General features: G+C 61.7%; 32 protein-coding genes and 2 pseudogenes. All 34 read left to right on the forward strand.

Features of this window, described 5'->3' with window-relative positions; genetic code table 11:
- The gene (locus AC07S4_RS16690; RefSeq protein ID WP_494987707.1) at positions 1 to 756 is read left to right on the forward strand and encodes an ATP-binding protein; all 756 of its coding nucleotides are present in this window, start codon (positions 1 to 3) and stop codon (positions 754 to 756) included.
- A 2-nt stretch (positions 757 to 758) separates the two neighbouring features.
- Complete coding sequence (locus AC07S4_RS16695; protein ID WP_494987708.1) at positions 759 to 1058, forward strand: hypothetical protein; 300 nt, start codon at positions 759 to 761, stop codon at positions 1056 to 1058.
- Positions 1059 to 1080: 22 nt separating this feature from the next.
- On the forward strand, positions 1081 to 1443 hold the full coding sequence (locus AC07S4_RS16700) for a hypothetical protein (protein ID WP_494987709.1): 363 nt from the start codon (positions 1081 to 1083) through the stop codon (positions 1441 to 1443).
- A complete protein-coding gene (locus AC07S4_RS16705; RefSeq protein ID WP_494987710.1) occupies positions 1440 to 1811 on the forward strand; it encodes a DUF1064 domain-containing protein in 372 nt (123 codons plus the stop codon). Before AC07S4_RS16700 ends, AC07S4_RS16705 begins: the two co-directional genes overlap by 4 nt.
- A 93-nt stretch (positions 1812 to 1904) precedes the next feature.
- Positions 1905 to 2954 carry a tyrosine-type recombinase/integrase gene (locus AC07S4_RS16710; protein WP_494987711.1) on the forward strand — a complete coding sequence of 350 codons (1050 nt, stop codon included), beginning with the start codon at positions 1905 to 1907 and terminating at the stop codon, positions 2952 to 2954.
- 115 nt (positions 2955 to 3069) lie between these two features.
- Positions 3070 to 3564 (forward strand): hypothetical protein, encoded by a 495-nt coding sequence (locus AC07S4_RS16715; RefSeq protein ID WP_494987712.1) that lies wholly within the window; start codon positions 3070 to 3072, stop codon positions 3562 to 3564.
- A gap of 100 nt (positions 3565 to 3664) precedes the next feature.
- Entirely contained in the window at positions 3665 to 3826 is a 162-nt protein-coding gene (locus tag AC07S4_RS16720; protein WP_494987713.1) for a hypothetical protein, read from the forward strand.
- Positions 3827 to 4074: 248 nt separating this feature from the next.
- Entirely contained in the window at positions 4075 to 4281 is a 207-nt protein-coding gene (locus AC07S4_RS16725) for a hypothetical protein (RefSeq protein ID WP_494987714.1), read from the forward strand.
- Positions 4282 to 4378: 97 nt separating this feature from the next.
- Positions 4379 to 4576: a hypothetical protein gene (locus AC07S4_RS16730; RefSeq protein WP_494987715.1), complete on the forward strand. Its 198-nt coding sequence runs from the start codon at positions 4379 to 4381 to the stop codon at positions 4574 to 4576.
- Positions 4577 to 4819: 243 nt separating this feature from the next.
- The gene (locus AC07S4_RS16735; RefSeq protein WP_494987716.1) at positions 4820 to 5050 is read left to right on the forward strand and encodes a YodC family protein; all 231 of its coding nucleotides are present in this window, start codon (positions 4820 to 4822) and stop codon (positions 5048 to 5050) included.
- Positions 5047 to 5292 (forward strand): hypothetical protein, encoded by a 246-nt coding sequence (locus tag AC07S4_RS16740; RefSeq protein WP_494987717.1) that lies wholly within the window; start codon positions 5047 to 5049, stop codon positions 5290 to 5292. Before AC07S4_RS16735 ends, AC07S4_RS16740 begins: the two co-directional genes overlap by 4 nt.
- Positions 5292 to 5375: pseudogene (locus AC07S4_RS16745) on the forward strand (DUF8602 domain-containing protein); the annotation flags it as partial. The gene AC07S4_RS16740 and the pseudogene AC07S4_RS16745, both read left to right, overlap by 1 nt.
- Positions 5376 to 5540: 165 nt before the next feature.
- Positions 5541 to 5720 carry a hypothetical protein gene (locus AC07S4_RS16750; protein WP_494987758.1) on the forward strand — a complete coding sequence of 60 codons (180 nt, stop codon included), beginning with the start codon at positions 5541 to 5543 and terminating at the stop codon, positions 5718 to 5720.
- A gap of 113 nt (positions 5721 to 5833) precedes the next feature.
- The gene (locus AC07S4_RS16755; protein WP_494987718.1) at positions 5834 to 6322 is read left to right on the forward strand and encodes a phage terminase small subunit P27 family; all 489 of its coding nucleotides are present in this window, start codon (positions 5834 to 5836) and stop codon (positions 6320 to 6322) included.
- Positions 6312 to 8018, forward strand: coding sequence for a terminase large subunit (locus AC07S4_RS16760; protein ID WP_494987719.1), 1707 nt, complete (start codon positions 6312 to 6314; stop codon positions 8016 to 8018). Before AC07S4_RS16755 ends, AC07S4_RS16760 begins: the two co-directional genes overlap by 11 nt.
- Positions 8015 to 8206, forward strand: coding sequence for a hypothetical protein (locus AC07S4_RS16765; protein WP_494987720.1), 192 nt, complete (start codon positions 8015 to 8017; stop codon positions 8204 to 8206). Before AC07S4_RS16760 ends, AC07S4_RS16765 begins: the two co-directional genes overlap by 4 nt.
- The gene (locus AC07S4_RS16770; RefSeq protein ID WP_494987721.1) at positions 8206 to 9417 is read left to right on the forward strand and encodes a phage portal protein; all 1212 of its coding nucleotides are present in this window, start codon (positions 8206 to 8208) and stop codon (positions 9415 to 9417) included. The genes AC07S4_RS16765 and AC07S4_RS16770 overlap by 1 nt, the downstream gene beginning before the upstream one ends.
- Positions 9418 to 9425: 8 nt before the next feature.
- Positions 9426 to 10424, forward strand: coding sequence for a head maturation protease, ClpP-related (locus tag AC07S4_RS16775; protein ID WP_494987722.1), 999 nt, complete (start codon positions 9426 to 9428; stop codon positions 10422 to 10424).
- 65 nt (positions 10425 to 10489) lie between these two features.
- Positions 10490 to 11875, forward strand: a complete 1386-nt coding sequence (locus tag AC07S4_RS16780; RefSeq protein ID WP_494987723.1) for a phage major capsid protein — start codon at positions 10490 to 10492, stop codon at positions 11873 to 11875.
- 53 nt (positions 11876 to 11928) lie between these two features.
- Positions 11929 to 12372 carry a hypothetical protein gene (locus AC07S4_RS16785; protein WP_494987724.1) on the forward strand — a complete coding sequence of 148 codons (444 nt, stop codon included), beginning with the start codon at positions 11929 to 11931 and terminating at the stop codon, positions 12370 to 12372.
- Between the two features lie 40 nt (positions 12373 to 12412).
- On the forward strand, positions 12413 to 12727 hold the full coding sequence (locus AC07S4_RS16790) for a hypothetical protein (RefSeq protein ID WP_494987725.1): 315 nt from the start codon (positions 12413 to 12415) through the stop codon (positions 12725 to 12727).
- Positions 12727 to 12972: a hypothetical protein gene (locus tag AC07S4_RS16795; RefSeq protein WP_494987726.1), complete on the forward strand. Its 246-nt coding sequence runs from the start codon at positions 12727 to 12729 to the stop codon at positions 12970 to 12972. The genes AC07S4_RS16790 and AC07S4_RS16795 overlap by 1 nt, the downstream gene beginning before the upstream one ends.
- Before the next feature lie 7 nt (positions 12973 to 12979).
- A complete protein-coding gene (locus AC07S4_RS16800; RefSeq protein ID WP_494987727.1) occupies positions 12980 to 13474 on the forward strand; it encodes a hypothetical protein in 495 nt (164 codons plus the stop codon).
- 3 nt (positions 13475 to 13477) lie between these two features.
- Positions 13478 to 15979 carry a fibronectin type III domain-containing protein gene (locus tag AC07S4_RS16805; RefSeq protein WP_494987728.1) on the forward strand — a complete coding sequence of 834 codons (2502 nt, stop codon included), beginning with the start codon at positions 13478 to 13480 and terminating at the stop codon, positions 15977 to 15979.
- A 298-nt stretch (positions 15980 to 16277) separates the two neighbouring features.
- On the forward strand, positions 16278 to 16838 hold the full coding sequence (locus tag AC07S4_RS16810) for a head-tail connector protein (protein ID WP_494987729.1): 561 nt from the start codon (positions 16278 to 16280) through the stop codon (positions 16836 to 16838).
- A gap of 8 nt (positions 16839 to 16846) precedes the next feature.
- Entirely contained in the window at positions 16847 to 17155 is a 309-nt protein-coding gene (locus tag AC07S4_RS16815) for a phage head closure protein (RefSeq protein ID WP_494987730.1), read from the forward strand.
- On the forward strand, positions 17152 to 17673 hold the full coding sequence (locus AC07S4_RS16820; protein ID WP_494987731.1) for an HK97 gp10 family phage protein: 522 nt from the start codon (positions 17152 to 17154) through the stop codon (positions 17671 to 17673). Before AC07S4_RS16815 ends, AC07S4_RS16820 begins: the two co-directional genes overlap by 4 nt.
- On the forward strand, positions 17670 to 18023 hold the full coding sequence (locus AC07S4_RS16825) for a DUF3168 domain-containing protein (RefSeq protein WP_494987732.1): 354 nt from the start codon (positions 17670 to 17672) through the stop codon (positions 18021 to 18023). Before AC07S4_RS16820 ends, AC07S4_RS16825 begins: the two co-directional genes overlap by 4 nt.
- Positions 18024 to 18128: 105 nt before the next feature.
- Positions 18129 to 18770: a phage tail tube protein gene (locus AC07S4_RS16830; RefSeq protein ID WP_494987733.1), complete on the forward strand. Its 642-nt coding sequence runs from the start codon at positions 18129 to 18131 to the stop codon at positions 18768 to 18770.
- A gap of 102 nt (positions 18771 to 18872) precedes the next feature.
- Positions 18873 to 19346, forward strand: a complete 474-nt coding sequence (locus tag AC07S4_RS16835; protein WP_494987734.1) for a phage tail assembly chaperone — start codon at positions 18873 to 18875, stop codon at positions 19344 to 19346.
- An 89-nt stretch (positions 19347 to 19435) separates the two neighbouring features.
- The gene (locus tag AC07S4_RS16840; RefSeq protein WP_494987757.1) at positions 19436 to 19663 is read left to right on the forward strand and encodes a DUF1799 domain-containing protein; all 228 of its coding nucleotides are present in this window, start codon (positions 19436 to 19438) and stop codon (positions 19661 to 19663) included.
- A 6-nt stretch (positions 19664 to 19669) separates the two neighbouring features.
- A complete protein-coding gene (locus AC07S4_RS16845; RefSeq protein WP_494987735.1) occupies positions 19670 to 24970 on the forward strand; it encodes a phage tail length tape measure family protein in 5301 nt (1766 codons plus the stop codon).
- Entirely contained in the window at positions 24967 to 26094 is a 1128-nt protein-coding gene (locus AC07S4_RS16850; protein WP_494987736.1) for a hypothetical protein, read from the forward strand. The genes AC07S4_RS16845 and AC07S4_RS16850 overlap by 4 nt, the downstream gene beginning before the upstream one ends.
- Before the next feature lie 47 nt (positions 26095 to 26141).
- A pseudogene (locus AC07S4_RS16855) lies at positions 26142 to 26722 on the forward strand (hypothetical protein); the annotation flags it as partial.

Raw genomic sequence — 26722 nt, forward strand, 5'->3', positions numbered from 1 at the left:
ATGAACGAAGCGTCAAAATTCATATCCAAGCCGGCTGGGCTGCGCGTGCTGCGCGAGGTGTCTGGCACGTGCGATAAGCACGGATTTAGCAACATCCTGATCCACCCTAAGCTCGCCAGCGGCTGGTGCTGCCCGTCCTGTCGCGAGGATCTTGATCGCCAGGAAGGCGAGGCCAAGTCGGTGCGTGAGGGGGCTGCACGGCTGCTGCGGATCGCCCAGCTGCCCGAGCGATACCGGAACGAGCAGTTCGAAGCGACAACTCCGGAGCAGAAGCGGGTTCGCGCCACGGCCCGGGCATTCCGGGATGGTGTGATCGCCCGTGCTGGCTGGTCGGTTCTGCTGCAGATCGGTGTCACGGGCACCGGGAAGTCGCTGCTCGCCACCGAGGTGGCGCGCTCGCTGATTGCGGCGTCGTTCGAGGTGCGCTACTGCACCGCCAGTCAGATGATTTCGGAAATCCAGGCGGCTTACAGCGCCGAGGGGAAAACGGAGGAAAGCGAAATCGCTCGCTTCGCCAAGTACGACCTGCTGATTCTCGACGAAATCGATGTCATTCGCTCCAGCGAGAACGCCGCGCTGCTGCTCAGCGAGGTCGTCAACCGACGCTACAACGCCATGCGGCCACTGGTCGCCATCAGCAACCAGCCGATGGAGCGCCTATCGAAATTCGTCGGCGACCGCGTGTACAGCCGCCTGCAAGAACACATGCTGCTCTGCGCGCACGACTGGGCAGACCAACGGCCAGGCAAGGTGTGAGCATGGCGGACGACATCTGCGCCAGCTGCCGCTTCTTCACGCGCAAAGACCTGCCGGCCGGCGCCACCGCTGACGAAGGACAGTGCGTCGGGTACCTTGAGTCCCTGCAGGAGCTTGTCGCCTGGGACCGTCCCCGGTGCGGCATCTATCGGCCCGCGAAGACGACAGCCGAGCGCGAGAAGTGGGTTGCGGCACGAGTTGCGGCGAAAGGCAATCCTTCCAATGCGGCTGGGGTCGATTCTGCGGGGCCGCCACGGCACGCGGACGACCTGTCCGCTACCTCGCCTCATGTGTGGCGATAATAATTGATCCTGGAGCGTCCTGTTGAAAAATAGCGAAATCATGAATGCTGCGAATATGCGCCTGGCCACGTTGCTTGGCTGGACGAACCTCTTTGCCGCCGGCGGCGCGTTGTTGGGCACGCCGCCGGCCGGCGCGCCGAGTTGTCGTGGCCAGGCACCGGTCCCGGACTGGTGCGGCGATTGGGCGGCAGCCGGGCCGCTGCTCGGCGCCTACGGCATCGACCTGGACTGGTCACACGGCGATACGGCCGTGACGGCACTGGTCAATACGCGCGGGATGTACGAAAAATTCACCGAGCAACTGGCGGACCACGTGACGCCGGACAATGCGGTGCGGCTCGCCGCCGCCCGTGCCGTCGCGGCGATGCTGGAGCAGCGGGGGTGACCGCCGTGATCTGGCGGCAGCCCGGTGCGAAGCGCGCCCCGAAGTACGGCAACTCAAAGGTGACGCTGAACGGCGAGACGTTCGACTCGAGGGCGGAGTTGGCGCGGTACCAGGTCCTGCTGCAGCTGCAGCAGGCCGGCCGGATAAGCGAGCTGACGCGCCAGGTGTCGTTCACTTTGGCGCCGGCCGCCATTGTGGCCGGCAAACCGAAGCGCCGCCTGGACTACCGCGCTGACTTCCAGTACCGCGAGACGGCAACGGGGCGCCTGGTGGTGGAGGACGTCAAGGGAGTGCTGACCGAGGCCTACAAAATCAAGCGGCACCTTCTCAAAACCGTGCATGGAATAGATGTTCTTGAAACAAAATGAAGGGGTGGAAATACATTACCTTTCGGCAACTTGGTCACATTTGGCGTTTCCGAATAACCGTCCTACCATTCTCGGCAAAGGAGGGTTTTACGGATGAGTATTGACGTCTTCAAGCCCAAGGGTTGCAATGTGTACCACTACAGGTTCCAGGTCGAGGGCGTGCGTGAACAGCGCACCACTCGCTTGCGCAACAAAGATGAAGCCGAGAAGGTTGCCGCGCGCGCCTATGCCAAAGCACTGGAGCTTGCCAATGGCGGCCAGGCGGTGCCCACGTTGCGCGAACTGTTCGCCGACTGGGAACGTCAGCGCGCCCCTGTGGCCAGCGTGGCCCACCGAAAGGCGGTCGACGTGGTGCGGCGCCTGCACTTGCACGACCTGGCCGACCTGCGATTGACCGAGCTGACCACTGACCGAATGGAGCGGGCCCGCAACCAACATCTACTGGAGCACAAGCCGGCATCGGTCAATCACTGGCTGCGGATCATGAAGCTGATGGTGGGCTGGGCGGTGAAGCGCGGGATCCTCGTGCGAATGCCGTGGCAGTTGGACATGCTCAAGGTGCAAAAGCGCCCGCGCGCAATCTTGCCAGTCGACGCCGCGATGGACTGGTTTGCGGAAATCGATGCGGTCACGACGCGCACACCCTCGGTGGCCACGGCCATCAGGTTGATGTTCGGCGCCGGCCTGCGCGAGAGTGAGTCGGCGACTGCCCGCTGGGAATGGTTGGATTGGGCACGCGGCACCTATACCCCGGGCATCACCAAGGGCAGGGAGGCCGAGCCGATCCCGCTGCCGGAGTGGCTGTTGGAATACCTGCGACCGCTGCGCCAGGATGAGGGATTGATCGCCCCGCGCGCTGACGGCACGCAGATGCCGCCAGGATTCGCGCGCACGCCCATGCAGCAGGCCAACAGCAAATGCAGCACCAAGGGCATCACGCCGCACCGCCTCCGCGGCAGCTTCGCCACGCTGTTGTCGGAGAACGGGGCCACCATTCAGACGATCCAGGCGGTGATGCGCCACAAGAGCCACATCACCACCATGGGCTATTTGGAAAAGGACATGACGAAGGTCTCCGAGGCGCAATCAAATATCACTGGAAAATTGGGATATGTGCGGCAAGAAAATGGCAATGGTCTTTGAAGTAGCCCAAGCGGGCATTGATGTTGATGATGACTAGCAGTCATCGGTAGCAAGCAGAGCGAGGCGCGGAACAGCGCTCAGCAGCACTATCCAAAACTTGAGCGGCAAGGAAAATATGAAACGAGAAAAATTGACGTTGGGCTGGCGCGGCGCCACGGTGCCGGTACCGGACATCACGTTCGTGGAAGAGGTGCCACCGCCGGTGCTGCGCGTGAGGGTGATCACGCCGGCCGTGCAGATGGTGCACGCCGCCGCGCCGGCGACTGATGATCCCGTCGACCTGTGCCTGGACATGTGGAAGCGCTGGATGGCCGGCGATCCAGACCGCGACCTGGGCGCGAAGACGATGCGCGGGCTGAGCGGCGAGGGCGACGGGCACGGCGAGGACCTGCACGAGGCACAGCAGGCCAGCGACATGCGCATGGCCCAGGCCACGGACGCGATGATCAACAGCCTTACAAGGATCCACGTGTGGGCTATCTATCGGGCATGCAGTCTGACCACGGCCTGGCGCTTTCCGAATGCTTGCTTGCAGGACGTTGTGCTTGAAGCGCGCATTGAGTTGTCCGAGAAACTGCGCAAAAACATTTGCACGGCAGTGCTGTTCTGATATAGTGTCAGCACAGGCGGACCTCGTTCGCCTAAAGAAAAGCCCGCTCCGAAAGGATTGCGGGCTTTTTCATTTCCGCAGCCCGTTCCGCGAGGCCGCTATGGCAGAGATTCAAAGGTCGTTGAAGCAGCTTGTTCGCGACTACATGGATCGCCGCGCCGACAGCGACGACCCGCCGCCGAGCCCCGAAGAGATTCGCCGCCAGCTGGGCTGGGACCTGATCGACGAGAATAAGCGGCCCGACCAGGCCGAAAGGGAATGAGCGGTGAGGCCGCGCGCTGGCCGGTCCAGGCGCGGCGCCGCTGAAGGGAGGGCCTGGGCATGAAGTAGTTGCAAACGATCACCCGTAGCAAGATCATCAGCCGGGCACCGCCTTCGGGCCGCGCGCCAGACCGGCCGCCAGGACGCTGTACCCTGGCACCAGACAGAGTCTCCGCCGTCGCTACCAAGCGCCGGCCTTCGCCGCCGGCAGCATCACTGCGCTGGCGGCTTTTCTATTTGAGGTGCGCTATGCAGGCCATCGATTCGGACGGACTCATGAAGGTGATGATCAACGGCGCTGTGCACCGCCGGCGAGCGCACATCCGAGATGTGGTGCAGTACCTAGGTGGCGACCCAACCTTCACGCACGCAGTTCCTGAACTGCGCGCTGGCGAAGTGCTGCTGGAGACAATTGGCGGGCTGCCGATCATTCTTCAGTCTGGCCTGTTGTCGTGAGCCTGCTCGTCGCCATGCTGATTCTGTTTAGCGTCGACCGTCCGGCGCCGGTGCCATCTGCGCCGCGCGTGCCGGTACCCAGCACTTGGCCGTTCAAATGACACCGCGCTGCTACCGCGGCCTGGTGCTGCGCGCCGCTGCCGAACGCAATGGCAAGACCATGGACCTGCTGGTGGCGCAGTTGGCGGACGCCGAGCGCGCCCGCGAGATCCTTCGGGCGAAGGGCTATGGCGCCAGCGGCATGTCGGCCAGCGCCACGGCCGCGCAAGTACCGAGCAGCCGAGGTCATGCATGAAATTCGCTATTCGTCTCCTGTCCGGCGCAAGCATCGCGGGCCTGAGTGCATTGGCCCGCGCTGGCTGTCCCGCAGTACGCATGGTGCTGTGGCTGGGTTGGTGCCAGCCTGTACTTCATCCTGATTGGCAATCGAAGCTGAGCGGGCCTGTCATCGCGCACCAGCGGCAGGGTTTCGGCCGCAACGCCCTGCAAGGCGAAGCGGTTCCCGCTCGGAGCGCGCGGCGCGATAGAGGGAATAAAAATGAACACAGGCAAATTCAGCATAAGCGATCTAATACAGGTCTACGCTCCAGCCAATCTGCATTCCGTCATGCTGGGCAATAAGGTCATGCTGCGCTCCGGCGGGCCCGAGATGACGGTCTACGACATCGCGCCAAACGGCGATGCGCTGTGCCAGTGGGTGGGAGCTACCGGCAAGTTGCAGTCGGCAGCGTTCCCGCTCGTGTGCCTGACCTGCTACGGCGCTAAATGAACAAAATCCAACACCCATCGAACAACGATGTGCTTGGCGCGCCGGCCGGCTGGGACCAAGGGCGCGTGCCATGCAACGCTCTGGCGATCACTCGCACTGAGGTGGGCGGCACGCCCGCCGTGGTGTCGTACTGGCGCCCGGACGCGGCCGAACTGGCTGTGCTGAATGCTGGCGGATCCGTTGCGCTGCACGTGTTAGGCGTAACGATGCCGCCTGTAATGCTAGCGGTCGACCCGCAGTAATGCCTCGGCGCCCTAAAACCACATGCCGGCAGCGTGGCTGCGGCGAGCTGATTGATAAGCCCGGCTACTGCGCGACGCACACGAAAGAGCGCGACCAAGCAGACAGGTCGCAGCGTGGCTCAGCATCCGAGCGTGGTTACACGAGCGCCTGGGCCCGCGCCCGCGCAGCCTACCTTGCTAAGCACCCGCTCTGCGTCAAGTGCTTGGCAACGGGCCGGCCGATAGCGGCGACCGTCGTCGATCACATCGTGGCGCATCGCCTCAAGCAGGCAATTGACAGCGGCGATCCGGCGGCAATCCAGCGTGCGCGAGCACTGTTCTGGGATAGCGCCAACAACTGGCAGCCATTGTGCAAGCCGCACCACGACGCGAAGACGGCGGCCGAGGATGGCGGCTTTGGCCGGCGCCGCGGCGCGGACGGCGGCTGAATCAGGGTGGTAGAGGGGTGGGGCGGGTTAAATCTTTGGGGCTTTTGATCCCCTAGACCGTCATGTCCGTCAAATTTTCACACCCGCGTAATTAAAAATTGAAAGGTGGCGGCATGGGAGGGATCGCTACGGTCCCTGGCCGGGGGCGAAAACCGAAACCGACCGCCCGCAAGAAGGCCGCCGGCAACCCGGGTAAGCGCGCCCTCAACGACAACGAACCTGATTTTGGCGTCGTCGTAAATATCGATCCGCCTGACTGGATCACCGGCACTGCGCGCGACATGTGGATGCGCATCACGCCGCTGCTCTGCCGCGAGGGCGTCCTGCAAGAAACAGACATTCACAACGTCGAGATTTTCTGCATGGCCTACAGCAACTGGCGGCTGGCCAGCGTCGATATCGCGAATAACGGCGTGGTGGTGGCGGGCGCGACGGGTGGGCCGGTGAAGAACCCGGCGCTCACCGCGCTGAATGAAGCGAGTAAGCAGATGGCATCTTTCGGAGCGCTGCTGGGACTGGATCCTTCCAGCCGCAGCAGGGTGATGGGTGGACGAAAGAGCGAGAAGACAAACCCGTTTGGGAATTTGATCGGTGGCAAGTAAAGAGAAATATCCGCGCGTCGCCCAGGCCATCAAATACGCGCGGGCCATCGTTGCTGGGAAGCTGCCAGCGTGCCGTTACGTCAAGCTCGCGTGCCAACGGCATTTCGACGATATGGCAGAGAGTCGGAAGAAGACGTATCGCTTCAAATTCGACCCTGAAGCAGCTGAACGCAAACTGAAATTCATCGAGCTGCTGCCGCATACCAAAGGTGAATGGGGCTTCAAGCGGCAACTAGTGACGCTGGAGCCATGGCAGAAATTTGGCCTGGCGTGCACGTTCGGCTGGAAGCACAAAAAATCGGGGCTCCGGCGTTTTCGCGAGAGCTACTGGGAGGTCAACCGCAAGAACGGCAAGTCGGTGATCGGCGCCGGCGTCGGGCTAGCGATGTTTGTGCTCGATAACGAATTCGGCGCCGAGGTGTACTCCGGCGCCACGACGGAAAAGCAAGCCTGGGAGGTGTTCCGCCCGGCCCGGCTGATGGTCAAGCGGTCGCCGATGCTGGTAGAGGCGGCGGGCATCGAGGTCAATGCCTCGAACATCAACATCCCCGCCGACGGCAGTCGCTTCGAACCGCTGATCGGGAATCCGGGCGACGGCCAATCGCCGTCGTGCTCGATCATTGACGAGTATCACGAGCATGACTCGGCGGCGCTGTACGAGACCATGCTGACCGGCATGGGCGCGCGCCGGCAGCCGCTGATTCTGATGATCACCACGGCTGGCGCCAATATTGAAGGACCGTGCTACGACAAGCGCCGCCAGGTGGTGGAAATGCTTGAGGGCGTGACGCCCGACGACGAGCTGTTCGGCTGGATATTTACGATTGACCCGGGCGACGACTGGACGGACCCCAAGGTGCTGGCCAAGGCCAATCCGAACATGGGGGTGTCGGTCTACCGCGAGTACCTGGAGAGCCAGCAGCAGCGCGCGATCCGAAGCGCGCGCTTCGCTAACAGCTTCAAGATGAAGCACCTGGGCATCTGGACCTCGGCGAAGGCGGGCTATTTCAACCTGGAGAAGTGGAAGGACTGCGAGGACACCTCGCTGACCTTGGATTCGTTCGAGGGGCAGGACTGCATTCTGTCTTTCGACTTGGCGCGCAAGCTGGACATGAACAGCATGAGCCGCATTTTCACGCGCGACATAGAAGGGAAGAAGCACTACTACAGCGTCGCGCCCAAGTTCTGGGTACCGGAGGACACGGTCAAGGACACCGACAACCGTCGCATGGCTGAGCGCTACCAGAAGTGGGTGGATATGGGGCTGCTCACCGAGACCGACGGCTCCGAGATCGACTATCGGGAAATCCTGGAGGAGGCGGTGCAGGCGAATAGGGTTGCGCCGGTCACGTGCTGCCCGATGGACCCAAGCGGCGCAACCAACTTGGGGCACCAGTTGGACGACGAAGGGCTGAACCCCATCACGGTGACGCAGAACTACACCAACATGAGCGACCCGATGAAGGAGCTCGAGGCGGCCATCATCTCCGGCCGCTTCCATCACGATGGAAATCCGATCATGACCTGGTGCATCAGTAACGTGATCGGCAAGAATTTGCCGGGCAACGACGACGTCGTTCGCCCAATCAAGCAGGGCGCCGACAACAAGATCGACGGCGCCGTGACGCTGATTATGGGCGTGGGCCGCGCGTTGCTCGCCGAACCGGCCGCCAAGTCCTTCTGGGAGCAAGAATGAAAAAATCAGTTGCGCTGGCGTTACCCGATGCGCTCGTTGTCGGAGGGGCGGTTGCGCTAGCTTGCGGGATTGGCATGTTGAACGTGGCTGCCGGCGTCATCGCTGGCGGCATCCTTTCCATCACCGGCGGATGGATTGCAGCGCGAAATCGCGCTGCCTCTGAGGCTGACGTAGAGGCTCCTAAATAATGGCCTTGTTCGTACCTAACGCGAAGCGCAGCAATAAAGCTTTCTCGGAGGATTTCTGGGGTGGGCTGATGTCGCTGGGGCAGTCGCGTGCCGGTCCCGTCGTCAACGCGGCGAGTGCATTGGAAGTGACGGCGGTACTGGCCTGCGTGCGTGTGATTTCGGAGGATGTAGCTCAAGTTCCTCTTAAGCTATTCCAAAAGCAGAAGGCTGGTGGCAGTGAGGAGGTCACTGATCATCCGCTTGCCGATGCATTCGACGTGGGCCCGAACGACTGGCAAACCAGCTTTGAATTCATTGAGAACTTGGTAATTCAGGCGGCTCTTGGCGGCAATTTCTACGGCTTCAAGAACACTGTCCGCAGCAGTATCAGGGAGATCATCCCGTTCCCACCTGGCACAGTGCAAGAATTGTGGTCGGACAGAGGTATCCCGTCGTACTTGGCGACAGCAAATGGCAAGCAGCAGGAGTTCCCGGCGAGTGCAATTTGGCACGTGCGCGGCCTATCGTGGGATACCCGCACAGGTTTGGCTGCCATTCGCCAAGCGCGCGAGGCGATCGGGCTAGCCATCGCAACTGAGGACGCGCACGCAAAGCTGCATGCAAACGGCGCGCAACCAAGCGGGCTATATTCAGTTGATGGCGAGCTGAGCAAGGAGCAGTACAAGGCCCTAAGCGATTGGGTTTCCCGCCAGATTGCGGGTGCCAACCGATCCAAGCCACTTATCCTGGACCGCGGCGCGAAGTGGACCCCGTCCGCGATGAATGGCGTTGACTCCCAGCATTTGGAGACACGGGTTCACCAGATCATGGAGATTTGCCGCGCGCTCCGTGTGATGCCGATCATGATCGGCCAGGCCGATAAGGCCGCTACGTATGCCAGCGCCGAGCAGATGTTCCTTGCGCACGTCCGGTACACCCTCATGCCGTGGTACCGCCGAATCGAGAAGTCGATCGACAAGAACCTACTTTCGCGCGAGGACCGTGCCAAAGGGCTCTACTCCAAATTCCTGCCGAATGCGCTGATGCGTGGTACGGCCAAGGACCGCGCCGACTACTACTACAAGATGTGGTCGATGGGCACCTTGAATCCGAATCAGATCCGCGCGATGGAAGATCAGAACCCATACGACGGCGGCGATATCTATCGCGTGCAGCTCAACACCACGGACGCATCGAAGTCGCCAGCCGACGCGTCAGCCGAATCCACGTAGGAGAAAAAATGCACCGAAATAAGATTATGCGGCCTAAGGCGGCGGGCCGAGTGCTGTCCGCTGAAAACGAAAAGCGGCTCCGCGCCGCGCGCGACAGTCTGGACAGTGTGCTGGAGCAGTTGGCTGGGGACGATAGTGAGGAAGCTGCACATGCGCGTCATCTGGCATGCGCCGCACTCCATTCCGGCCAAGTGCGCGTTGCCGCCGGCGCGACTGCGCGCGAAGCCGAGATCTTGATCTATGGCGACATCGGCTACGGCTGGTACGACGAAGGCATTACGGGCGAATCGATTGCGAATGAAATCGCTGACCTCGATGTCGATGACCTACACGTGCGCATAAACAGTGGCGGCGGACTGGTTTTCGAGGGGATCGCGATATACAACGCGCTGGTACGGCACCCGGCGAATGTGATTGTGCACATCGACGGTATCGCTGCCTCTATCGCGAGCATTATCGCAATGGCTGGTGACACCATCCTCATCAGCGAGGGCGCGCACGTGATGATCCATAAGCCGTGGTCATTCGCGATGGGCGACGCGGCGAGTATGCGCAAGGAGGCCGACATTCTTGATAAGTTGGAGGCTGGCCTGATCGACATCTATGCAGCCCGCACCGACGCTGATCGTGCTGATCTGGTTGCATGGGTGGAGGCTGAAACCTGGTTCCTTGGCAAAGAAGCCGTCGACGCCGGTTTTGCCGATGAGATGGTGCCGGCCAAGAAGAAAAAAGCGGCCAATTCCAGCCTGCTGAACCTGTTCAAGAAGACGCCGAGCAATCTGTTGGCGCCGCGCAAAGCAACGGCAACGACTATCAGCACGAATATTGAAGAAATTACCGACTTGCGCGACGCCGAGCAATACCTGAGGGATTCAGGTATCTCGCGCGCCGCTTCCGTGGCGTTCCTGTCACGGGTCAAGGGCCTCGGACAGAGTGATTCTGATGGGGGCGAAATGCAGCAACTTCAAGAGGCCCTGAAACGCCGGGCGAAGGCTTTAGCCGCATAACGCGGACCATCGTTCTAAACCACAAGACCACCGCGAGGTGGTTTTTTTTCGTCTGAAAGGCATATATGAAATTCTCCAAACTCACCATGAAGCACGTGACCATCATGATGGTCGTAGTTCTGTCCATCATGACCATCGCGTCGCTGTGCGGCGCTCCGCTGGTCTCCCCTGAAACCATGGCTGGACTGGGCTTGGCGCCGTTTGCCATGGGCAATACATCGCTGACCGAAATCAAAGACATGGTCGAGCAGCAGGGGCAGGCCTGGGAACAGTACAAGCAGGCAAACGACCAAAACCAGAAAAAGCGCGATGACAATCTGGATGCGAAGCTGGCCAACATCGACAAGGCACTGAACCAGTTCGAAACCACGAACCAGAAGCTCACCCTGGGCGAGCAGCAGGCCAAGGCAATGCAAGAGCAACTGGACCGCGTTGAAACCATCCTGAATCGCCCTGAACTGGGCGGCGCCGATGCCAACGCCAAGGCAGCTAAGGAGCACGCCGCCGCCTTCAACCGCGTCATGCGAAAGCCAGCGGATGCACGCGAGGCAGCCGACATGGCGATCATCCAGCGCCAGAATGCCCTGGTCAGTGGCAGCGATACCGGCGCCGGATATCTGCTGGCCCCGGCAGAAATGCAAGCCGAAATCATCAAAAACCTGATCGAGATGACGCCGTTCCGCACTCTGGCGACGGTGCGCACCATCGGCTCCGCGAGCCTGAAGCAGCCGAAAAAGACCGGCACCGGCGCCGCGTCCCGCACTGGCGAAGTGCAACGGCGCGTCAACACTGGCGACCCAGCATATGGCCTGTTCGAAGCGACCGCGCCGGAGATGTTCGCGCGCATCGAGGTCTCCCAGCAGATGCTGGAAGACAGCGACTACGACCTGATGGCCGAAATGCGCGAGGACGCCAGCGAGCAGTTCTCCGTGCGCGAAGGCCTGGAATATATCAGCGGCGCTGGCGCAGCCAACCAGGCAGAAGGCATTCTGGTGAACCCCGATGTAGCTTACAGCGCTGGCGGCGACGCCTCGCTGATCACCGCTGACGGGCTGATGAGCCTGTTCTATGGCCTGAAGACCGGTTACACCCGCAACGCCGTGTTCGGCCTGAACCGCCTGACTCTGGCTGCCATCCGGAAGCTGAAGGATTCCGTCAGCGGCCAGTACCTGTGGGCACCTGGCATCGCTGGTAACGTGCCAAACACCATCTTGGGCGCCAGCTATGTCGAGATGCCCGACATGCCCAACATCGCGGCGAACTCGTTCCCAGTCGTCTTCGGCGATTTCAAGCGTGCCTACGTCATCGTCGACCGCATCGCGATCTCCTTCCAGGCCGACTACACCACGGGTGCCGACGACGGCCTGATCGTGTTCCGTGCCCGCAAGCGTACTGGCGGCGGCGTGCGCCAGGCCGAGGCGATTCGCAAACTGAAAATCGCCACGTCCTAATCGAAACGCCCGGGTCGCCGGGTGCATCTCACCTCAATCGCCAGGAGAACAATATGAATTTGCTCAAGAATTGCAAGATTACCCGTGTTAAAGCAGACGGTGCCGGCGCGGCATCGGCCACGCCGACGAAGTGCGACATCATCGACATGCAGGGCTTCCAGAATGTGATGTTCGTCGCCATGATGGGCGACGTCGTGGCCACCGCTGCAGTTTCGTTGCGCGTTGCAGGCTCCGACACGAACAGCACCGGCACCATGGCGCTGATCGCCGGCGCCGCTGGCGGCACGGCCGGCGCATCGGACTATGACGACAAGCTGCTGGTCCTGGACGTGGTTAAGCCGAACCAGCGCTACCTGGAGTGCCAGATCTTCCATGTGACCGCAAACGCGCCGTTCGACGGTATTTTGGCCATCCAGTATGGCGCAGGCAACAAGCCCGTCGTTCAAGGCTCGACTGTGATCGCCGGCACGACCATCAGCGATCCTGATCTGGCGTAATACCTCCGCGGCGGCCTAGGTCGCCGCATAAAGGACTCCCATGAAAATCAAAATGATTTCGACCCAAGAAGGGTCGGTGGATGGCATTCGCATTGCTACATACGAGGCTGGCTGCGAGTATGAACTGGCGCGGCCTCTGGGCGCGCTGGACCTGGCCGCTGCGTTCGTTGCCGCCGGGATGGCAGAGGAAGTGAGGGGCGACGCTGACCCATCGGTCCCAATAACCCCGGCTGCACCGGCACCTGGCGGTGATATGAGCAAGGCCGAGCTGCAGGCTGCGCTGGACGAGAAGGGCATCAAATACCCTGCCGCCGCCAATAAGGCGGAATTGCAGGCGCTGCTGGCCGCGTCGTAATGACCAACTGCCTGCTCTTCGCCCTGGCGCTGTACTGGCGCCGGCGCGGGCGGGCAGGGCAGCGCTACCTGTTGGCGCGCCGCTCGCGGCTGGGCTGGACGCCGCACTTCCTGTATGCGGAGGTGCGGCGCGGCCGGATCCGCATCGTCAGCTACAAACCGAACAACACGGCCTTCAAGGCCTGCCCGCCGCCGGTCTTCGCCGGCCGCGCGCACTGGGGCGACGAGCCACCACCTTCCCGATAGGCGAACTATGCCCATTGCACCATCTGACATCCAGTACCGCCTATCCGGCGGCGCAAGTAACGCAGTGCCCGCCGCATCGCTGGGTGGCACCAAGTCGAGCGTGGCCGCCGGCGCCAACCTGTTCGACACGGTTCAGTCGGCGGAGAGCGCTGCTGGAGACATCGAGTACAGGTGTGTCTACGTGCATAACGCTCATGCGACGCTTCCTCTGACTGGGGGCGTGCTGTGGATGGCAGCGAACACGCCGAGCCCAACGACGGCAATAGAGGTGGGCCTGGGCGCGGCGGCAATGAACGGCGTCGAGCAGACGGTGGCCGACGAGAGCGCAGCACCATCCGGAGTTTCATTCTCACCCGCCGCTTCGTTTGGCGCTGGTGTGGCCCTGGGAGATATCCCAGCCGGGCAGGGCCGTTCGGTCTGGTTCCGCCGCGTGATTGGTGCAGGAACCATTGCTGCAAACGACACATTCACTATTCGCGTGACCGGCGACACGGCAGCGTAGATTATGACCACTATCTATTCCAATAATTTTGAGTCAGACGCAGTCGGGTCATTGCCAACCGGCTGGGCAAATAAAACCGGCACCTGGGTAATCGGCACAACGAACCCGGTTAGCGCGCCGAATACGCTGGGTTCGACTACCAACGGCGACGGCGATGTTGTTCTTTATACTGGAAGTTCTGCCGTTGCAGATATGCAGCTTGACACTAAGCAGAAGCAGGGGAGCGGGGGGCCTGCTTTCCCATTGATGAGCCATATCTTGCGATCCGATTCCGGAAACAACAATCATTATGCAATTATATTTAGCGCAGGTACATCCACTGGTGGGAAAGTTCTTCTTTTTAAAAAAATAAGTGGCTCTTATTCTCAAATTGGCAGTGACCACGCGGTCTCTCTTGCTCAGGCGCTAAATGATGTTATTTACATGCGCACGAAGATCGTGGGGAATACAATCAGTATTTACCTTGGAAACGGTAGCATCCCTGGCTCACCGACCCTGACGATCACCGATTCCAGTATTACTGCAGCGGGATACCCTGGCTTATACAACTCCAAGGATGGGGTTGCAGTAACCATGAAAATAGATGACTTCGTTTTCGATGATGCTTCCGGTGCTGCTTCGGTCCCAGGCGCGCCAACTATCGGAACCGCTACCGCCGGTGACACGACGGCAAGTGTCGCCTTCACTGCTCCTGGCAGCGATGGCGGCAGCGCCATCATCGGGTACACTGCGACATCTACGCCAGGCAGCATTACGGGAAGCGCGGCATCTAGCCCGATCACAGTTTCAGGCTTGACAAATGGCACGGCCTATACCTTCACCGTGCATGCGACGAACGCCGTGGGCAATTCCACTGAATCGGCAGCATCTAACAGCGTTACCCCGGCGTCAACTGCGGCCACGGCGATTACTATGTCCGGACCTTCCAGCGGTTCGGTCGGTGCAGCTTCGTCGAACTTCACTATCGGCGCAAACGGGACGATCACCGGCACGGTTACGGTAACGCCGTCCTCCGGCGGTAGTGGAGGCACTTTCACGCCGACCAGCGTGGCAATTTCGTCCGGCGCGCCGACTGCGACGTTCACCTACACGGCAGCGAGTGCGGGCGCGAAAACGATCAGCGTCACGAATAACGGCGGCCTGACAAACCCATCGAACATCACATACACGGCGTCAACCGGCCCCGTTGTGGTGCCAGTCACCGATGCGAACTGGAAGTTCTCCCCCTACAACTGGGATACGAGCGCGGGCAAGAAAATTGCCGTCAATGGTAGCGCCTACTTCAAACTGGGCTTCACCGGCACCAGCGTGACCATTGGCCTGGATGTATCCAGCTTGGTTGCCGGAGGAGTGCCGTCCAGCTGGTATCCGAGCCTGCGATATTCGGTTGATGGTGGCCCGCAGACGGACATCCAATTAACCCCCACCACAACGGCGCTGACCATCTCGGGGCTGGCGGCAGGATCGCATCGCATCTCCGTGTGGTATCTGAGTGGCTGGTGGGAGAACATCGGCGGCACTGCGCCTGACCGCTGGACGACGCCGGTATATTGCGTCAAGGTGACGGGCGCGACTATCGACGCAGGGGCGGCGACTGCTGCCCCTGTTTGGCTCGACAAAAACATGCTGTGGGGCGGCGATTCGATCAGCGAGGGCATCCGGGCCAACTACAGCGACGTACAGCCGGGATGCCAGAACGCATACGAGAGCGCCCCGATGTACTTGGCCGCTTCGCTCGGCTGCGAGCTTGGCAACGTGTCCTTTGGCGGCCAGAACTACGGGGGCGGCTTTAACTCTGTCCCGGCGTTCAACACTTCGTATTCCTCCTACTACAACGGGCGGACACGGTTGGTTGGCGGGCTGTTCTCCCCAGCCCCGGATTACATCGCGCTATGGTTTGGTGCCAATGGCAACCCAACCACGGGCGAGGTCAATACGAGCATGGTCAACATGCGCGCCGCTGCCCCTGCTGCCCGCATCTTCGTGGTGGTCCCTGTTGGTGGCACGGGGCGGGCGAACATCACGTCCGCCGTGGCGGCATATCTGTCGGCGCACCCGGCGGAAACCGGCGTGCACCTGATTGACCTGGGGACCGCTTGGCAAGTTGGCTTAACGGGATTCGGCAACGCAACCGAGCAGGCCATTGACAACCTGCACCCGCGCAGCAACTGGAACGCGCGCATTGCATCGGCGATGGCCGTCAAGATGCAGGCGCTTATCGATGGTGCCTCGCCGCCGGCGCTCACTTCCCGCAGCGTCTCGATCACGCTCGCTGATACCGCTGGGCCGCTGGCTGACCTAACGGGATTGAAGGTCGCTTTCTACGACGAGGCGACGCCGGACCTGTACACGGTGCCGCGTTACCAAAGTGGAAGCGCAGTGACAGACGGCTCCGGTGTGCTGACGTTTTCCGTGAACACGACTCTGACCTCAGGCGGTATCGGCAGTATTGAAGTGCGCGCCGCTGATGGGCGCCACTTCAACGGCGCGGTCGCGGTGTCGTGATGGGAGTCTACTTCGCACCGCGTCTGGTCGGAGGCGACGCATATTTAGCTCCACTGCTGCCACCGGCTGTCACAGCGCAGGTGAGCTCCGATCTGTCTGGTACCTATAGCGTCAAGGCCAGGGTCAATTCAGATCTCGCCGGGGGATACGCCATCGCGGCGCGCGTGAACTCGGATCTGACCGTGGCTTACCTGATTTCTGGGGATGAGCTTTATGTTCGAGCTCCGCTTGGCTCTGGCTACAAGCCACGACGCGTAGAGCTACATCAGCGGCCCGCCGCAATTCAAAGGAATGACCGATGACCGCACGACTGATCACGCCGCCGGCTGCGCTTCCGGTGTCCATGGCTGCTGCGCGGGAGGCGGTGCGCACCGATGGCACTGAGTTGGACGTCTCGATCACTGCGTGGATCACCGGCATCACCGCCTACGTGGAGCACTATATCGGGCGCGCGCTGATCTCCCAGGGCTGGCGCGTGACTTTGGACGATTTCCCCGATGCCATCGAACTGGGGAAACCGCCGACGATTGAAGTCAGCGCGGTTCGCTTCATGGATGCGGACGGCGTGCAACAGACGCTGGATCCCGCCGACTACGTGGTAGACGACGTGAGCGAGCCGGGTTATGTCGTGCCGGCACGCGGCCGCGCTTGGCCAGAGACGTTCGACGAGATCAATGCGGTCCAGGTCGATTACACCTGCGGCTATGGCCCAGGCGACGCGGATGTGCCTGACGGCATCAAGCTGTTCATCTTGGCGAAGCTGGTCGAGCAGTTCGACCCTGCGGCGCGGCCAGAGAAGGACACGGTGCAGAGCACGTTCATCGACCACCTGCTAGATCCATTCAAGGTGTACGGATGAGCTTCCCCATGACGCTTCGCCACAAAGTGCGCATTGAGGCTCCTGTGGTGGGCAGCGATGATGAAGGGCAGCCATCGTCCACGTGGAACTTGTTCGCTGAGCCTTGGGCTGACATTCGCGGCGCCGGCGGGCTTGAAACGATTAAAGGCGGTGCCGAGACATCGGTGGTCAAAAAATCCATCCGCATCCGATACCGGACCGATCTGAACGCTGGCATGCGCGTCGTGCACGCCGGCGTGATCTACAACATTAAGGCGGTGTTGCCCGATCTGGTTCGCAAGGTGCACACCGACCTGGTTTGCGAGGTGGTTGTATGAGGATGCTGAGCGTGGATTTATCCGGGCTGCATGCCACGTTGGAGCAGATGGGGGATCAGGCGGAGGACGCGGCGCGGCCGGCGGCGCAGGCAGCCGCCCAGGTCCTGTACGACGGCGTGAAGGCCAACGTGGCCGCACTTGGTCGCGTCACGGGCAACTTGGATCGCGCCGTCTACCAAGCCTATTCGGCGCGGAACAGCGGCCCTGGCCATGCCACCTATCACGTGAGCTGGAATCACCGCAAGGCGCCGCACGGCGGGCTAGTGGAGTTCGGCTACATCCAGCGGTACAAAACCTATGTCGGAAGCGACGGGCGCTGGTACACCGCAGTGCGCCCGGAGATGCGCGGCAAACCGCGCCCAAAGCGCAGCGCGTCCCAGGCGGTGAAGGATGCCTACTACGTGCCGTTGCCGGCGCCGCGCCAGGTGGCCGCCAACCCGTTCGTGCGGAAGGTGGTTTCGAAATTCACCGCTGCGGCTGATGCGGCGAAGGCTGTGCTGTTGGAGCGGATCGTATGACGCTGGAATCCATTTTGGTTGCGCTGCTGAAGCAATCCAGCCCACGCGCCTTCGGTGACTTTGCGCCACCAACCACGCCACGCCCTTACATCACCTTCCAGCAAATCGGTGGCGACACGATTAAGCCGCTGGGCAGGGAAGTGCCGGGCAAAGAGAACGCCGTCATGCAGATCAACGTCTGGGCTGACTCGCGCGCCGAGGCCAAGGTGATGATCAAGGCCATCGAGGCCGCGTTGATCCTGTCACCAGACTTCGTCGCGAAACCAGTGGCGGCGCCACAGTCCGACTTCGACGCGGACGTGCCTGTGTACTGCAGCAGGCAGGACTTCAGTATTTGGCACGACAGGTAGGCAGAATCCAATTCAAGGCTCGCTTCGGCGGGCCTTTTTCTTGCCCGCACAGGGCGCAACCAGCCGCAGAAATGCGGTTTTTTTTCGTCCATAGAAAGGGCCACCATGGCTTACAACTTCCCAGAGGGCAGCTCGCAGCAGTTCTCGCAGACCTTCGCACCCGCGAAGACCATCACGGCGCTGACCAACGCGGACCCGGCCGTGGCCACCAGCGTTGCGCACGGCTACACCACGGGCGACGAACTGCTGTTCAACATCGGCTGGGAGGACGCGACCGATGCGGTGTTCAAGGTCACCGTGCTGACCGCCGACACGTACAGCATCGACGGCCTGGATGCGTCCGACACCAACTTCTTCCCAGCCGGCTCCGGCGTCGGTACCACGCAGAAAATCAGCACCTGGGTCGCAATGCCGCAGGTGCTGACCATCGGCAGCTCGGGCGGCGATCCGAAGTTCACCGACGTGGCTCCGCTGGCCAAGCGCAACGCCATCAAGATCCCGACCGGCTTCAACGCCACCAGCGTCACGGTGAGTCTGGGCCACGACGCCAGCAACGCGAACTACAAGACCATGGTCAAGATCGGCCGCGCGCTGAAAAAGGTGGCATTCAAGCAGGTGCTGAATGGCGGCGCCATCACCTACGGCTACGGCTACATGAGCGTGTCGGAATTCCCCAAGCTGAACAACAACCAGGTCAACACGGTCGACGTCGCAATGGCGTTCCTGGGCCGCTCGATCTCGTACTAACCCCTCCCAAGGCGCAAGCCTGAACTGAGCACCGGCCGGTCGCTGTCGCCTTCGCGGGCGCGGCGGCTGGCACGGGCATTTACCTACCCGCGAAAGAACACCATGGCAAAAATTATCCTCGGCCGCACCCCTAAATCGTTCACTAAAGAACTGAAATTCCCAATGCTGGATGGCACCGTCGGTCACATCAAGGTGGATTACAAATACCGTACCAGCGCAGACTTCGCCGCCTACATGGACGAACGGCTGGCCGAGATCAAGCGTACCAGCGAAGCGGAGATCAAGGCGATTTCGGATGCGGCCAAGGCAGAAACGGAGCAGCGCAAGCTGGCTGCCGCCGACGGCGCAGAACCGCCGCTGCCGACTATCGACTTTGGCGTAAGCCAGGTCCAGATGTACGAGAAGAAGACTGCTGGCCAGGTGGCGTTCATTCTGGACAACGTCGTTGACTGGAACCTGGATATCCCATTTGACCGTGAGGCGGTGGGCCAACTGGTCGCCGAGCTGCCCCTGGCGGCTACCACCATCATCGATACCTACCGCGAAGCCATCACGGAAGGTCGCCTGGGAAACTGAGGCAGGCCGGCGCCGAGCTATATCGACCCAAGGAGAAGTCGCCGCAAGGCAATCCTTGGCTCGCATCCATAGCGAAATCGCAAGGGGAGATCGAACTAGAAGTCTGGCCAGAGAACTGGCCGGTATTCCTTCTCTTCTGCGAGTTGCAAACCCAATGGCGCGCCGCCCCAAATGGCGTCCTCGGCCTGGACTACAACACCCTGTTTCACAAGCTGGACCGCAAGGCGCTATCCCCCGATGAGTACGAACGGTGGGAGGCAGACGTGCGCGTTCTCGAATTTGCAGCGCTTGACGCCATGAATGAAAAACAAGAGTGAGGAACCATGACTGAAGAGCGCCGCATCCAGCTTGTTGCAGACGTCGACACGACGCGCACGCGCGAAGGATTCCAGGAGATCGGGCAGCAGGCGACAACCATGTCCGCCACTGTCGCAGCTGCTGGTGACCGTGCTGGCCGCGCCGTTGGTGGGGTCGGCGATGGGGCGGATCGCGCCGCGCGAACTGTGGAGAATGCGCAGCGCAGCCTCATTGGGTCCATCCAGCGTACGACTGCGGCGATGGAGGCCGGTGGGCGCTCCAGCTCCGAGTACTTCTCGGTTCTGGCGCGGCAGCGCGGGATCGACCCTGCAATTCTTGAGCCATATTTGGCACAGCTGCGCGCGGTGGAAACCGCCCAAGGACGCGCGAACACCTCCCTTGGCGGGGCGTCGTCTGCGCTGAATGGCGTCCAGATGTCAGCGCGCGCCACGGCGGCGGCGTTGCGCGGGGTGCCGGCGCAGTTGACCGATATCGCTGTGTCGCTGCAGGGTGGGCAGTCGCCACTCACCGTCCTGTTCCAGCAGGGTGGCCAGTTGCGCGATATGTTCGGCAGCGTGGGCGGCGCCGCACGTGCGCTCGGCAGCACCATTGCGGGGTTGATCACGCCGCTGAGCGTCGTGGTGGCTGCAGTTGTTGCGCTGGGTGTTGCGTATCACCAGGGCAGCAAAGAGGCTGAAGCGTACAGCCGAGCGCTCATCTTGACCGGCAATGCTGCCGGTACGACATCGGACCAGTTGTCCGATATGGCACGCAACATCAGCAAGTCCATCGGCACCCAGGGCGCCGCAGCAGAGGCGCTCGCAGCGCTCGCCGGCTCAGGCCGGGTCGGCGTTGAGAACCTGCAGCGCTTCGGCGAAACCGCTGTTCGGGTACAGAAGGCAATCGGCCAGAGCGCTGCTGATACGGCAACGATCTTTGGCGACCTGGGCAAGGCGCCGCTCGCGACCAGCGAGAAGCTGAACGACCAATACCGCTACCTGACCGCTTCCATCTACGCCCAGATCAAGGCCCTGCAGGAGCAAGGGAAGATTCAAGAGGCGGGCGAGGTGGCGCAGAAGGCCTACGCCGATGCGATGGATTCGCGCTCGAACAAGCTGATTGCGAATCTGGGCCTGGCGCAGCGCGCGTGGGCCGGCATCACCGGCGTTGCAAAAGGCGCATGGGACGCCATGCTGGACGTGGGCCGAGAGGACACGCTCGAGCAAAAGCTGGCAAAAGTGCAGGCCGCCATTAAAAAGGGTCAGAAGCCCTTGGACATATCCTTCGGCGGCAATGCGGAGGATCGTGGCTCGCTGAAGAAGAACCTGGCGGAGGAGGCGAGCCTCATTGCGCAGATCGATTGGCAGAAGCGGCTTGCAGCTATCGAGGCGGGGCGTTTGAAGCTGGATGAGGCTGATATTGCGTGGCAGAAGCAAAAGGAACAGGGCCTAACGCGAGAACTGCAAATGCAGAGGGATGTCGCGCTGGTCCGGCAGAAGGGATTGGATGCTGGTGCATCTGATGCAGATATTGCCATCCAGGTCGGCGAGGTGCGCAAGAAATATGCTGATATTGCGTTCAAGAGCATTAACGACCAGATCGCCGCGGTGGAGCAGCGCGGAAAGATCGAGGAGGAAGTTGCGAAGCGCTCAGCGATGGCTATCGCATCTGCGCAGGCCGCTGGTATCGCAACCAGTCTCGCTGCACAGATCGGCTATGCGGAACAGGTAGAAGCCCTTGACCAAGCCGCGCTGGCCCGCGAGAAGGCGCGCCTGCAGGCACTGATCGCTCTGCAGAAGCAGTTGCCGGATTCGCCCGAAAACAGGAAGGCCCAGGAAGCCCTGCGCGCGCAGATCGCGCTGAACGAGGAGCAGTCGCTCACCCGCAAAGTGCAGCTGAAGAATCAGATTTACGAACTGGATGTCAAGGACACGCGGCAGGCTGCCGCCAATCTGGCGGCTCTGAGCGACAAGCGCGCCGAAGAATTACAGTCGCTCCAAGCGCAGGTGCGCGCCCAGCGCGATGCAAACGCCCAAATCGGCATGAGCAAGCTGCAGATCGCCGATTACAACGTGCGGTTGGCCGAGCAGAACGCCCTCCAGTTGGAGAGTCGCGCCGCCACCATTGGTGCGAATGACGCTCGGAAGGAAGAAGCTGCCGCCATGATGGCGTCCGCGCAGCAGATGCGCGAGCTCGCAGCGGCGCAGCGCGAAGGCGTCATTAAGTCGGAAGTGTTTGAGCAGCAGAAGGCCTTCTGGAGTTCTATCGAGCAAACCGCGCACCAGACGTTTGTGAGCATCGCCGACGGCGGCAAGACTGCAGCTCAGCGCCTGAAAGACGCGTTCAAAAACACCTTCTTCGACTGGCTCTACCAGATGACGTTGAAGAAGTGGCTCGTCAACGTTGGCACTTCAATTGACAACGGCAGCATGGCCTCTGCTGTCCAGGCCGCAATTGGTGGCAGCCGGGGCGCTTCCGGCGGTGGCTCATCCGTGGCCGGCCTCGCCTCAAGTGCAAGCTCTCTGTGGACTGGCACGTCGGACGCGATCGCCAAATCAATACAGACTGGTTTCGATAAGCTCGGCCTGTCAATGAGCAGCGGCGCGCCCGGTCAACTCGCGTCGATTCTCGGTCAAGCAGGAAGTACTTTTGCTGGCTACGGCCTTGGTTCCGGCATCAATAGCCTGATCTCCGGCCAGTACCAGACCGGTAGTGGCGTCCAAGCAGCCGAGAAGATCGCTACAGCAGTCGCTAGCTACTTTGGCGGTCCTTTGGGCGGATCTATCGCAGGTGCAATTAGCGGCCTAATTAATCGCACCTTTGGGATGGGTGCGAAGACGCAGACTGCCAGTGGCATCTATGGCGAATTGGGCCCTGGTGGTGCTAGTGTCAGCACTTATAGCAAGTGGGCGCAAAAAGGTGGACTGCTTCGTTCCGATAAGTCCGGCATCGACACGGCAACTGCTGACATGGAAACCGTCACCAGTCTGGGCAGTACCTACAAGGCCATCATTGGGGCCAGCCGAGAATATGCCGAGGCACTGGGCGTTAACGCGGAATATATTTCCAGCCGCTCGCAGATATTCGATATTCAGTTGGGCAAGGATGCAGCGGAGAACGAGAAGGCCATCGGCGCCTTCTTCGCCGGCGTAGCAGATGCCGTGGCTGGCGAGTTGGTTCCAGGTCTTGCGAAGTTCTCCAAAGAGGGCGAGGCGGCCAGCGCAACGCTGGAGCGCCTGGCCACGAACTACGCCGGGCTGGACTTGGTGCTGGGCACTATTGGCCTCAAGTTTGGTGCGGTGGGCGTTGACAGTATCGCCGCCCGCGAGCGGCTGATTGAACTGTCCGGCGGCCTGCAACAGCTCTCTACCAACGTGTCGGGCTTCGCGCAGAACTACCTGACCGAATCCGAGCGTCTGGCACCGGTGGCGAAAGCAGTCGAGGCGGCCTTGGCTGGCCTTGGTCTTGCCGGCGTCAACACTCGCGATCAATTCAAGCAGGTCGTGCTTGGCCTGGACCTGACCACCGAGGCGGGCGCCAAACAATATGCATCGCTGATGGGCTTGCAAGATGCGTTCGCCCAAGTGCATCCGGCCATCGAAGCGACCAGTGCCGCTTTGCGCTCGGCCGCTGACATTGCCGCTGAGCGCGCCGACTTGCAAAAGCAATACGATCAAGCCTTCATGTCCGATAAGGAGAAGGAAAAGGCTGCCATCGCGGCCACCAACGTCGACCTCTACGACTCGCTGCAGGTGCGGCTGGCCGAGAAGGCCGCAATCGATGCTGCAACGCAGGCGGCGGCCGATGCGGTGGCTGCGCGTGTGGCAATCGAGAAGGGCATCCAAGCCGACATCGATGCGCTGGTGAAAGCTTCGCTGCCGCTGTCCGAGCAGCGCAAGCTTGAAGTGGCTGGCATGGCCGATACCACGCTTGCTCTGTACGAGCGCCGCGAAGCGCTGCAAGCGGAGGCCAAGGCGGTGGCGGATGCAAAGGCTGCCGCCGATGCGCTCGCCAGCACGAACGCCGGCTATCAGCAGCAGATCGACGCAATCCTGAAAGCACGGATGACGGAGCAGCAGCTTCGCGATCTAGAGACGGCAGGCATGCAGTCCAGCACGCTCGCGCTATACGAGCGCCTGGCCGGGTTGAAGGCGGAGGATGCCGCAGCGGTTACTGCAGCCAAGACGCGCGCCGATGCTGATGCTGCGGCAAACCAGCGTATGCAGGAATACATCGCTGCGAGCACTGCCGCGTACCAGAAGCAGCTTGCTGACCAGGAGGCGCTGGCCTCCCAGTACGCAGCCAAGGAAACCGAGCTGTACAACCTGACGCACACCGAGGCGGAGCAGTTGGCCCGCGCGCGGCAGCTCGAGTTGGATGCAATGCCAGCTACGGTTGCCGCATTGCAGTTGCAGATCAATGCGCAGAAGGACTTGGCTGATGCCGCGACAAAGGCTGCAAACGATATTCAAGCAGCGGCCCAGAAGGCTGCGAATGTCGCCTCAGAAGGTGCGGGCATCCGGCGCGACGTGCTGCAGCTGCAAGGCGACACTGCCGGCCTGCGCGCGCTCGAGTTGGCAGCGCTGGACCCGGCGAATCGTGCTGCGAAGCAGGCCTACTACGATCTGCAGGACAAGATGGCCGCCGACCAAGCTGCATCGGCAGCTGCGCAAGCGATTGCTCAGGCACAGCAGCAGGCCGCTGAAAGTTCGCGGCGTGCAGCTGAGGCGCTGACTGCTGCGTGGAAGTCAGCTACTGACTCGATTTTCGATGAGGTGGCGCGCATCCGTGGGCTGATCGACGGCAGCGGCCAGCAATCCTACGCTGGCGCGCAATCCGCATTCGCCATCGCCACGGCGCAGGCCAGGGCCGGCGACCAAGAGGCCGCCAAGCTTCTGCCCGGCCTGAGCAAGGCCATGCTGGACCTGGCCGAAGCCAATGCCGTGACCGCGTTCGACTTGCGCCTGGCGCGCGCCCAGGCGGCGGCCAGCCTGACGCAGACCGGCGGCCTGCTGGGGGCGCAGTACGGCCTGAAGGTGCCGGCGTTTGCCGAGGGCACCGACTACGTGTCCCGCACCGGCTTGGCCCTCATCCACGAGGGCGAGAAGATCACGCCGGCCGCATCGAACCGTCCATTCTCGCGGCAAAGTGAGTCGACCAGCGAGATTGTCGCCGAAGTCCGCGCACTGCGTGAACAGAACGCCGACATGGCAAAGCGTCTCGACGCTGCGCTCTACGCAATTGCCAAAAACACCGGCGAGACTGCGGATGTGCTCGATGCTGCGCAGCGCGGCGAGGTGCCGCTGGCCGTTAAGGAGACAGCATGATTGTTCTGGATCCAATCACGATCACCGATGCGATGTTGGTGACAAACGTCCCCGAGAACGAGCATTCCGCATACAGTCTCACCGGCGTGTACGGACCCGGCGAGCGCGTGATCGATGCGCACAACATCTATCAGCAGTTGCTGGGCACCGTCGGCACGGTCACGCTGACGGTGGCGAGTCCGTGTGTAGTGACCAAGACCGGGCACACCTTCGCCAATGGTCAGCCGGTGAAGTTGACCACCACCGGGGCGCTGCCCACCGGCCTCACTGCCGGCGCCACGTACTACGTCGTCGGGACGGCAACCAACACGTTCAACCTGGCGGCGACAGTGGGCGGAGCAGCTATCAACACGACAGGCGCACAGTCCGGCGTGCACACGTTGACAGCAAACACCATCGGGCAGGCGCCGGCCAGTAGCCCTCTTTCATGGACGCTGGTCAGTGCGACCAACGCCCGGAAGATGTTCGACTCGGTCAACAACACGCAGACGACAAACCCTGAGGCAATCGTCGTTCAGCTGACACCCAGCCAGATCGCTACGGGCCTCTACCTTGGAGGCGTGGTGGGCGAATCTGTCGACGTGCACGTGGTCGGCGGCGCCGATGGCCTGGTGTACGACAAAACCACGAGCCTGGACCTGCCGAACTCTGGCAGCAGCTTCTGGGGCTGGTGTTTTAACAAGCTTCGCAAGAAGAATTTCTTCGTGGCGCTGGACCTGCCCGCGTACTGGGAGGCCGTCGTAACGGTCTCGATCAACAAGCCAGGTGGCATTGCAAAGTGCGGCATGTGCGCCATCGGTCCGCTGACGGACCTGGGCTTTACCCAGTACGGCCTGGGCCTGGAGGAGAAGGACTATTCCAGCACGAGGTTCGACGTGGACGGCGCCAGCGAAACTGTAGTGCGCGGGTATTCGAAGGTACTCACGTTGGACGTCGTGATCTACAACGACCAGATCGACACGGCTGTCGACCAAATGGCCGACTACCGGCAGCGCAACGTGGTCTGGATTGGAGAGTCCACCTTCGGGCACACCATCGTCTTCGGCAAGCGGAACACATTCAAATCGGTCATCGCTGACTGGCCGACCTCCCGTATGGCCCTCAAAATTGATGGAGTAATTTAATGGTGACACATGTAGATCCCATGCCGCAACCGGCGCCGAACCGCAGCATGACGCAGCTGGAATTTGACCAGGCGAACGCGGCGCGCATCGCTGCCGAGCCTGTGTACACAGCGCAGTTCAATGCGGCGGTGGCCGAGACGAATGCGAACACACTGGCGGCGGACGCCAGCGCGCAGGCCTCAGCTGCCTCCGCCCAGGCGTCCGAGTCGTCTGCATGGGCGTCCCAGGCCGCATCGAATGCCCCGAAGTGGGTCGCCGGCACGGCATATGCCGACGGTGTAGTGGTTTGGTCGCCGCTCAGCCGCATGCCATACCGCCGCAACGGTGCCGGGGCAGGCAGCACCGACCCCGCGCTGGACGGCGTGAACTGGAATATTCAGCTCAGCCCGATCGGCCTCGGGGGCTCGGCCGCCAGCGGCAACGTCACGCTGACTTCCAGCAGCGCGGGCGCGCAATCGCTGACCGCCACGACGTTCGGGCAGAGCGTGACGCTGCCGGATGCAACGACGTGCTTGAAGTGCGCGCTGCTGTTCACCGTGGCTGAGCGCTCTACATTCGGCCGGAAGATCCTGAACTCGGCCGGCACGCTGATCGGGTTCATTCCGGCGATGACGACTGTCACCATCGG

The sequence above is a fragment of the Pseudoduganella sp. GW821-FHT05F09 genome (assembly GCF_059419605.1).

Bases quoted from the DNA above. Each gene is read 5' to 3' on its own strand.
- AC07S4_RS16690 (WP_494987707.1), top strand. From the start codon at position 1: ATGAACGAAGCGTCAAAATTCATATCCAAGCCGGCTGGGCTGCGCGTG.
- AC07S4_RS16695 (WP_494987708.1), top strand. From the start codon at position 759: ATGGCGGACGACATCTGCGCCAGCTGCCGCTTCTTCACGCGCAAAGAC.
- AC07S4_RS16710 (WP_494987711.1), top strand. From the start codon at position 1,905: ATGAGTATTGACGTCTTCAAGCCCAAGGGTTGCAATGTGTACCACTAC.
- AC07S4_RS16715 (WP_494987712.1), top strand. From the start codon at position 3,070: ATGAAACGAGAAAAATTGACGTTGGGCTGGCGCGGCGCCACGGTGCCG.
- AC07S4_RS16720 (WP_494987713.1), top strand. From the start codon at position 3,665: ATGGCAGAGATTCAAAGGTCGTTGAAGCAGCTTGTTCGCGACTACATG.
- AC07S4_RS16725 (WP_494987714.1), top strand. From the start codon at position 4,075: ATGCAGGCCATCGATTCGGACGGACTCATGAAGGTGATGATCAACGGC.
- AC07S4_RS16730 (WP_494987715.1), top strand. From the start codon at position 4,379: ATGACACCGCGCTGCTACCGCGGCCTGGTGCTGCGCGCCGCTGCCGAA.
- AC07S4_RS16735 (WP_494987716.1), top strand. From the start codon at position 4,820: ATGAACACAGGCAAATTCAGCATAAGCGATCTAATACAGGTCTACGCT.
- AC07S4_RS16740 (WP_494987717.1), top strand. From the start codon at position 5,047: ATGAACAAAATCCAACACCCATCGAACAACGATGTGCTTGGCGCGCCG.
- AC07S4_RS16755 (WP_494987718.1), top strand. From the start codon at position 5,834: ATGGGAGGGATCGCTACGGTCCCTGGCCGGGGGCGAAAACCGAAACCG.
- AC07S4_RS16765 (WP_494987720.1), top strand. From the start codon at position 8,015: ATGAAAAAATCAGTTGCGCTGGCGTTACCCGATGCGCTCGTTGTCGGA.
- AC07S4_RS16770 (WP_494987721.1), top strand. From the start codon at position 8,206: ATGGCCTTGTTCGTACCTAACGCGAAGCGCAGCAATAAAGCTTTCTCG.
- AC07S4_RS16775 (WP_494987722.1), top strand. From the start codon at position 9,426: ATGCACCGAAATAAGATTATGCGGCCTAAGGCGGCGGGCCGAGTGCTG.
- AC07S4_RS16780 (WP_494987723.1), top strand. From the start codon at position 10,490: ATGAAATTCTCCAAACTCACCATGAAGCACGTGACCATCATGATGGTC.
- AC07S4_RS16785 (WP_494987724.1), top strand. From the start codon at position 11,929: ATGAATTTGCTCAAGAATTGCAAGATTACCCGTGTTAAAGCAGACGGT.
- AC07S4_RS16790 (WP_494987725.1), top strand. From the start codon at position 12,413: ATGAAAATCAAAATGATTTCGACCCAAGAAGGGTCGGTGGATGGCATT.
- AC07S4_RS16795 (WP_494987726.1), top strand. From the start codon at position 12,727: ATGACCAACTGCCTGCTCTTCGCCCTGGCGCTGTACTGGCGCCGGCGC.
- AC07S4_RS16800 (WP_494987727.1), top strand. From the start codon at position 12,980: ATGCCCATTGCACCATCTGACATCCAGTACCGCCTATCCGGCGGCGCA.
- AC07S4_RS16805 (WP_494987728.1), top strand. From the start codon at position 13,478: ATGACCACTATCTATTCCAATAATTTTGAGTCAGACGCAGTCGGGTCA.
- AC07S4_RS16810 (WP_494987729.1), top strand. From the start codon at position 16,278: ATGACCGCACGACTGATCACGCCGCCGGCTGCGCTTCCGGTGTCCATG.
- AC07S4_RS16815 (WP_494987730.1), top strand. From the start codon at position 16,847: ATGACGCTTCGCCACAAAGTGCGCATTGAGGCTCCTGTGGTGGGCAGC.
- AC07S4_RS16820 (WP_494987731.1), top strand. From the start codon at position 17,152: ATGAGGATGCTGAGCGTGGATTTATCCGGGCTGCATGCCACGTTGGAG.
- AC07S4_RS16825 (WP_494987732.1), top strand. From the start codon at position 17,670: ATGACGCTGGAATCCATTTTGGTTGCGCTGCTGAAGCAATCCAGCCCA.
- AC07S4_RS16830 (WP_494987733.1), top strand. From the start codon at position 18,129: ATGGCTTACAACTTCCCAGAGGGCAGCTCGCAGCAGTTCTCGCAGACC.
- AC07S4_RS16835 (WP_494987734.1), top strand. From the start codon at position 18,873: ATGGCAAAAATTATCCTCGGCCGCACCCCTAAATCGTTCACTAAAGAA.
- AC07S4_RS16845 (WP_494987735.1), top strand. From the start codon at position 19,670: ATGACTGAAGAGCGCCGCATCCAGCTTGTTGCAGACGTCGACACGACG.
- AC07S4_RS16850 (WP_494987736.1), top strand. From the start codon at position 24,967: ATGATTGTTCTGGATCCAATCACGATCACCGATGCGATGTTGGTGACA.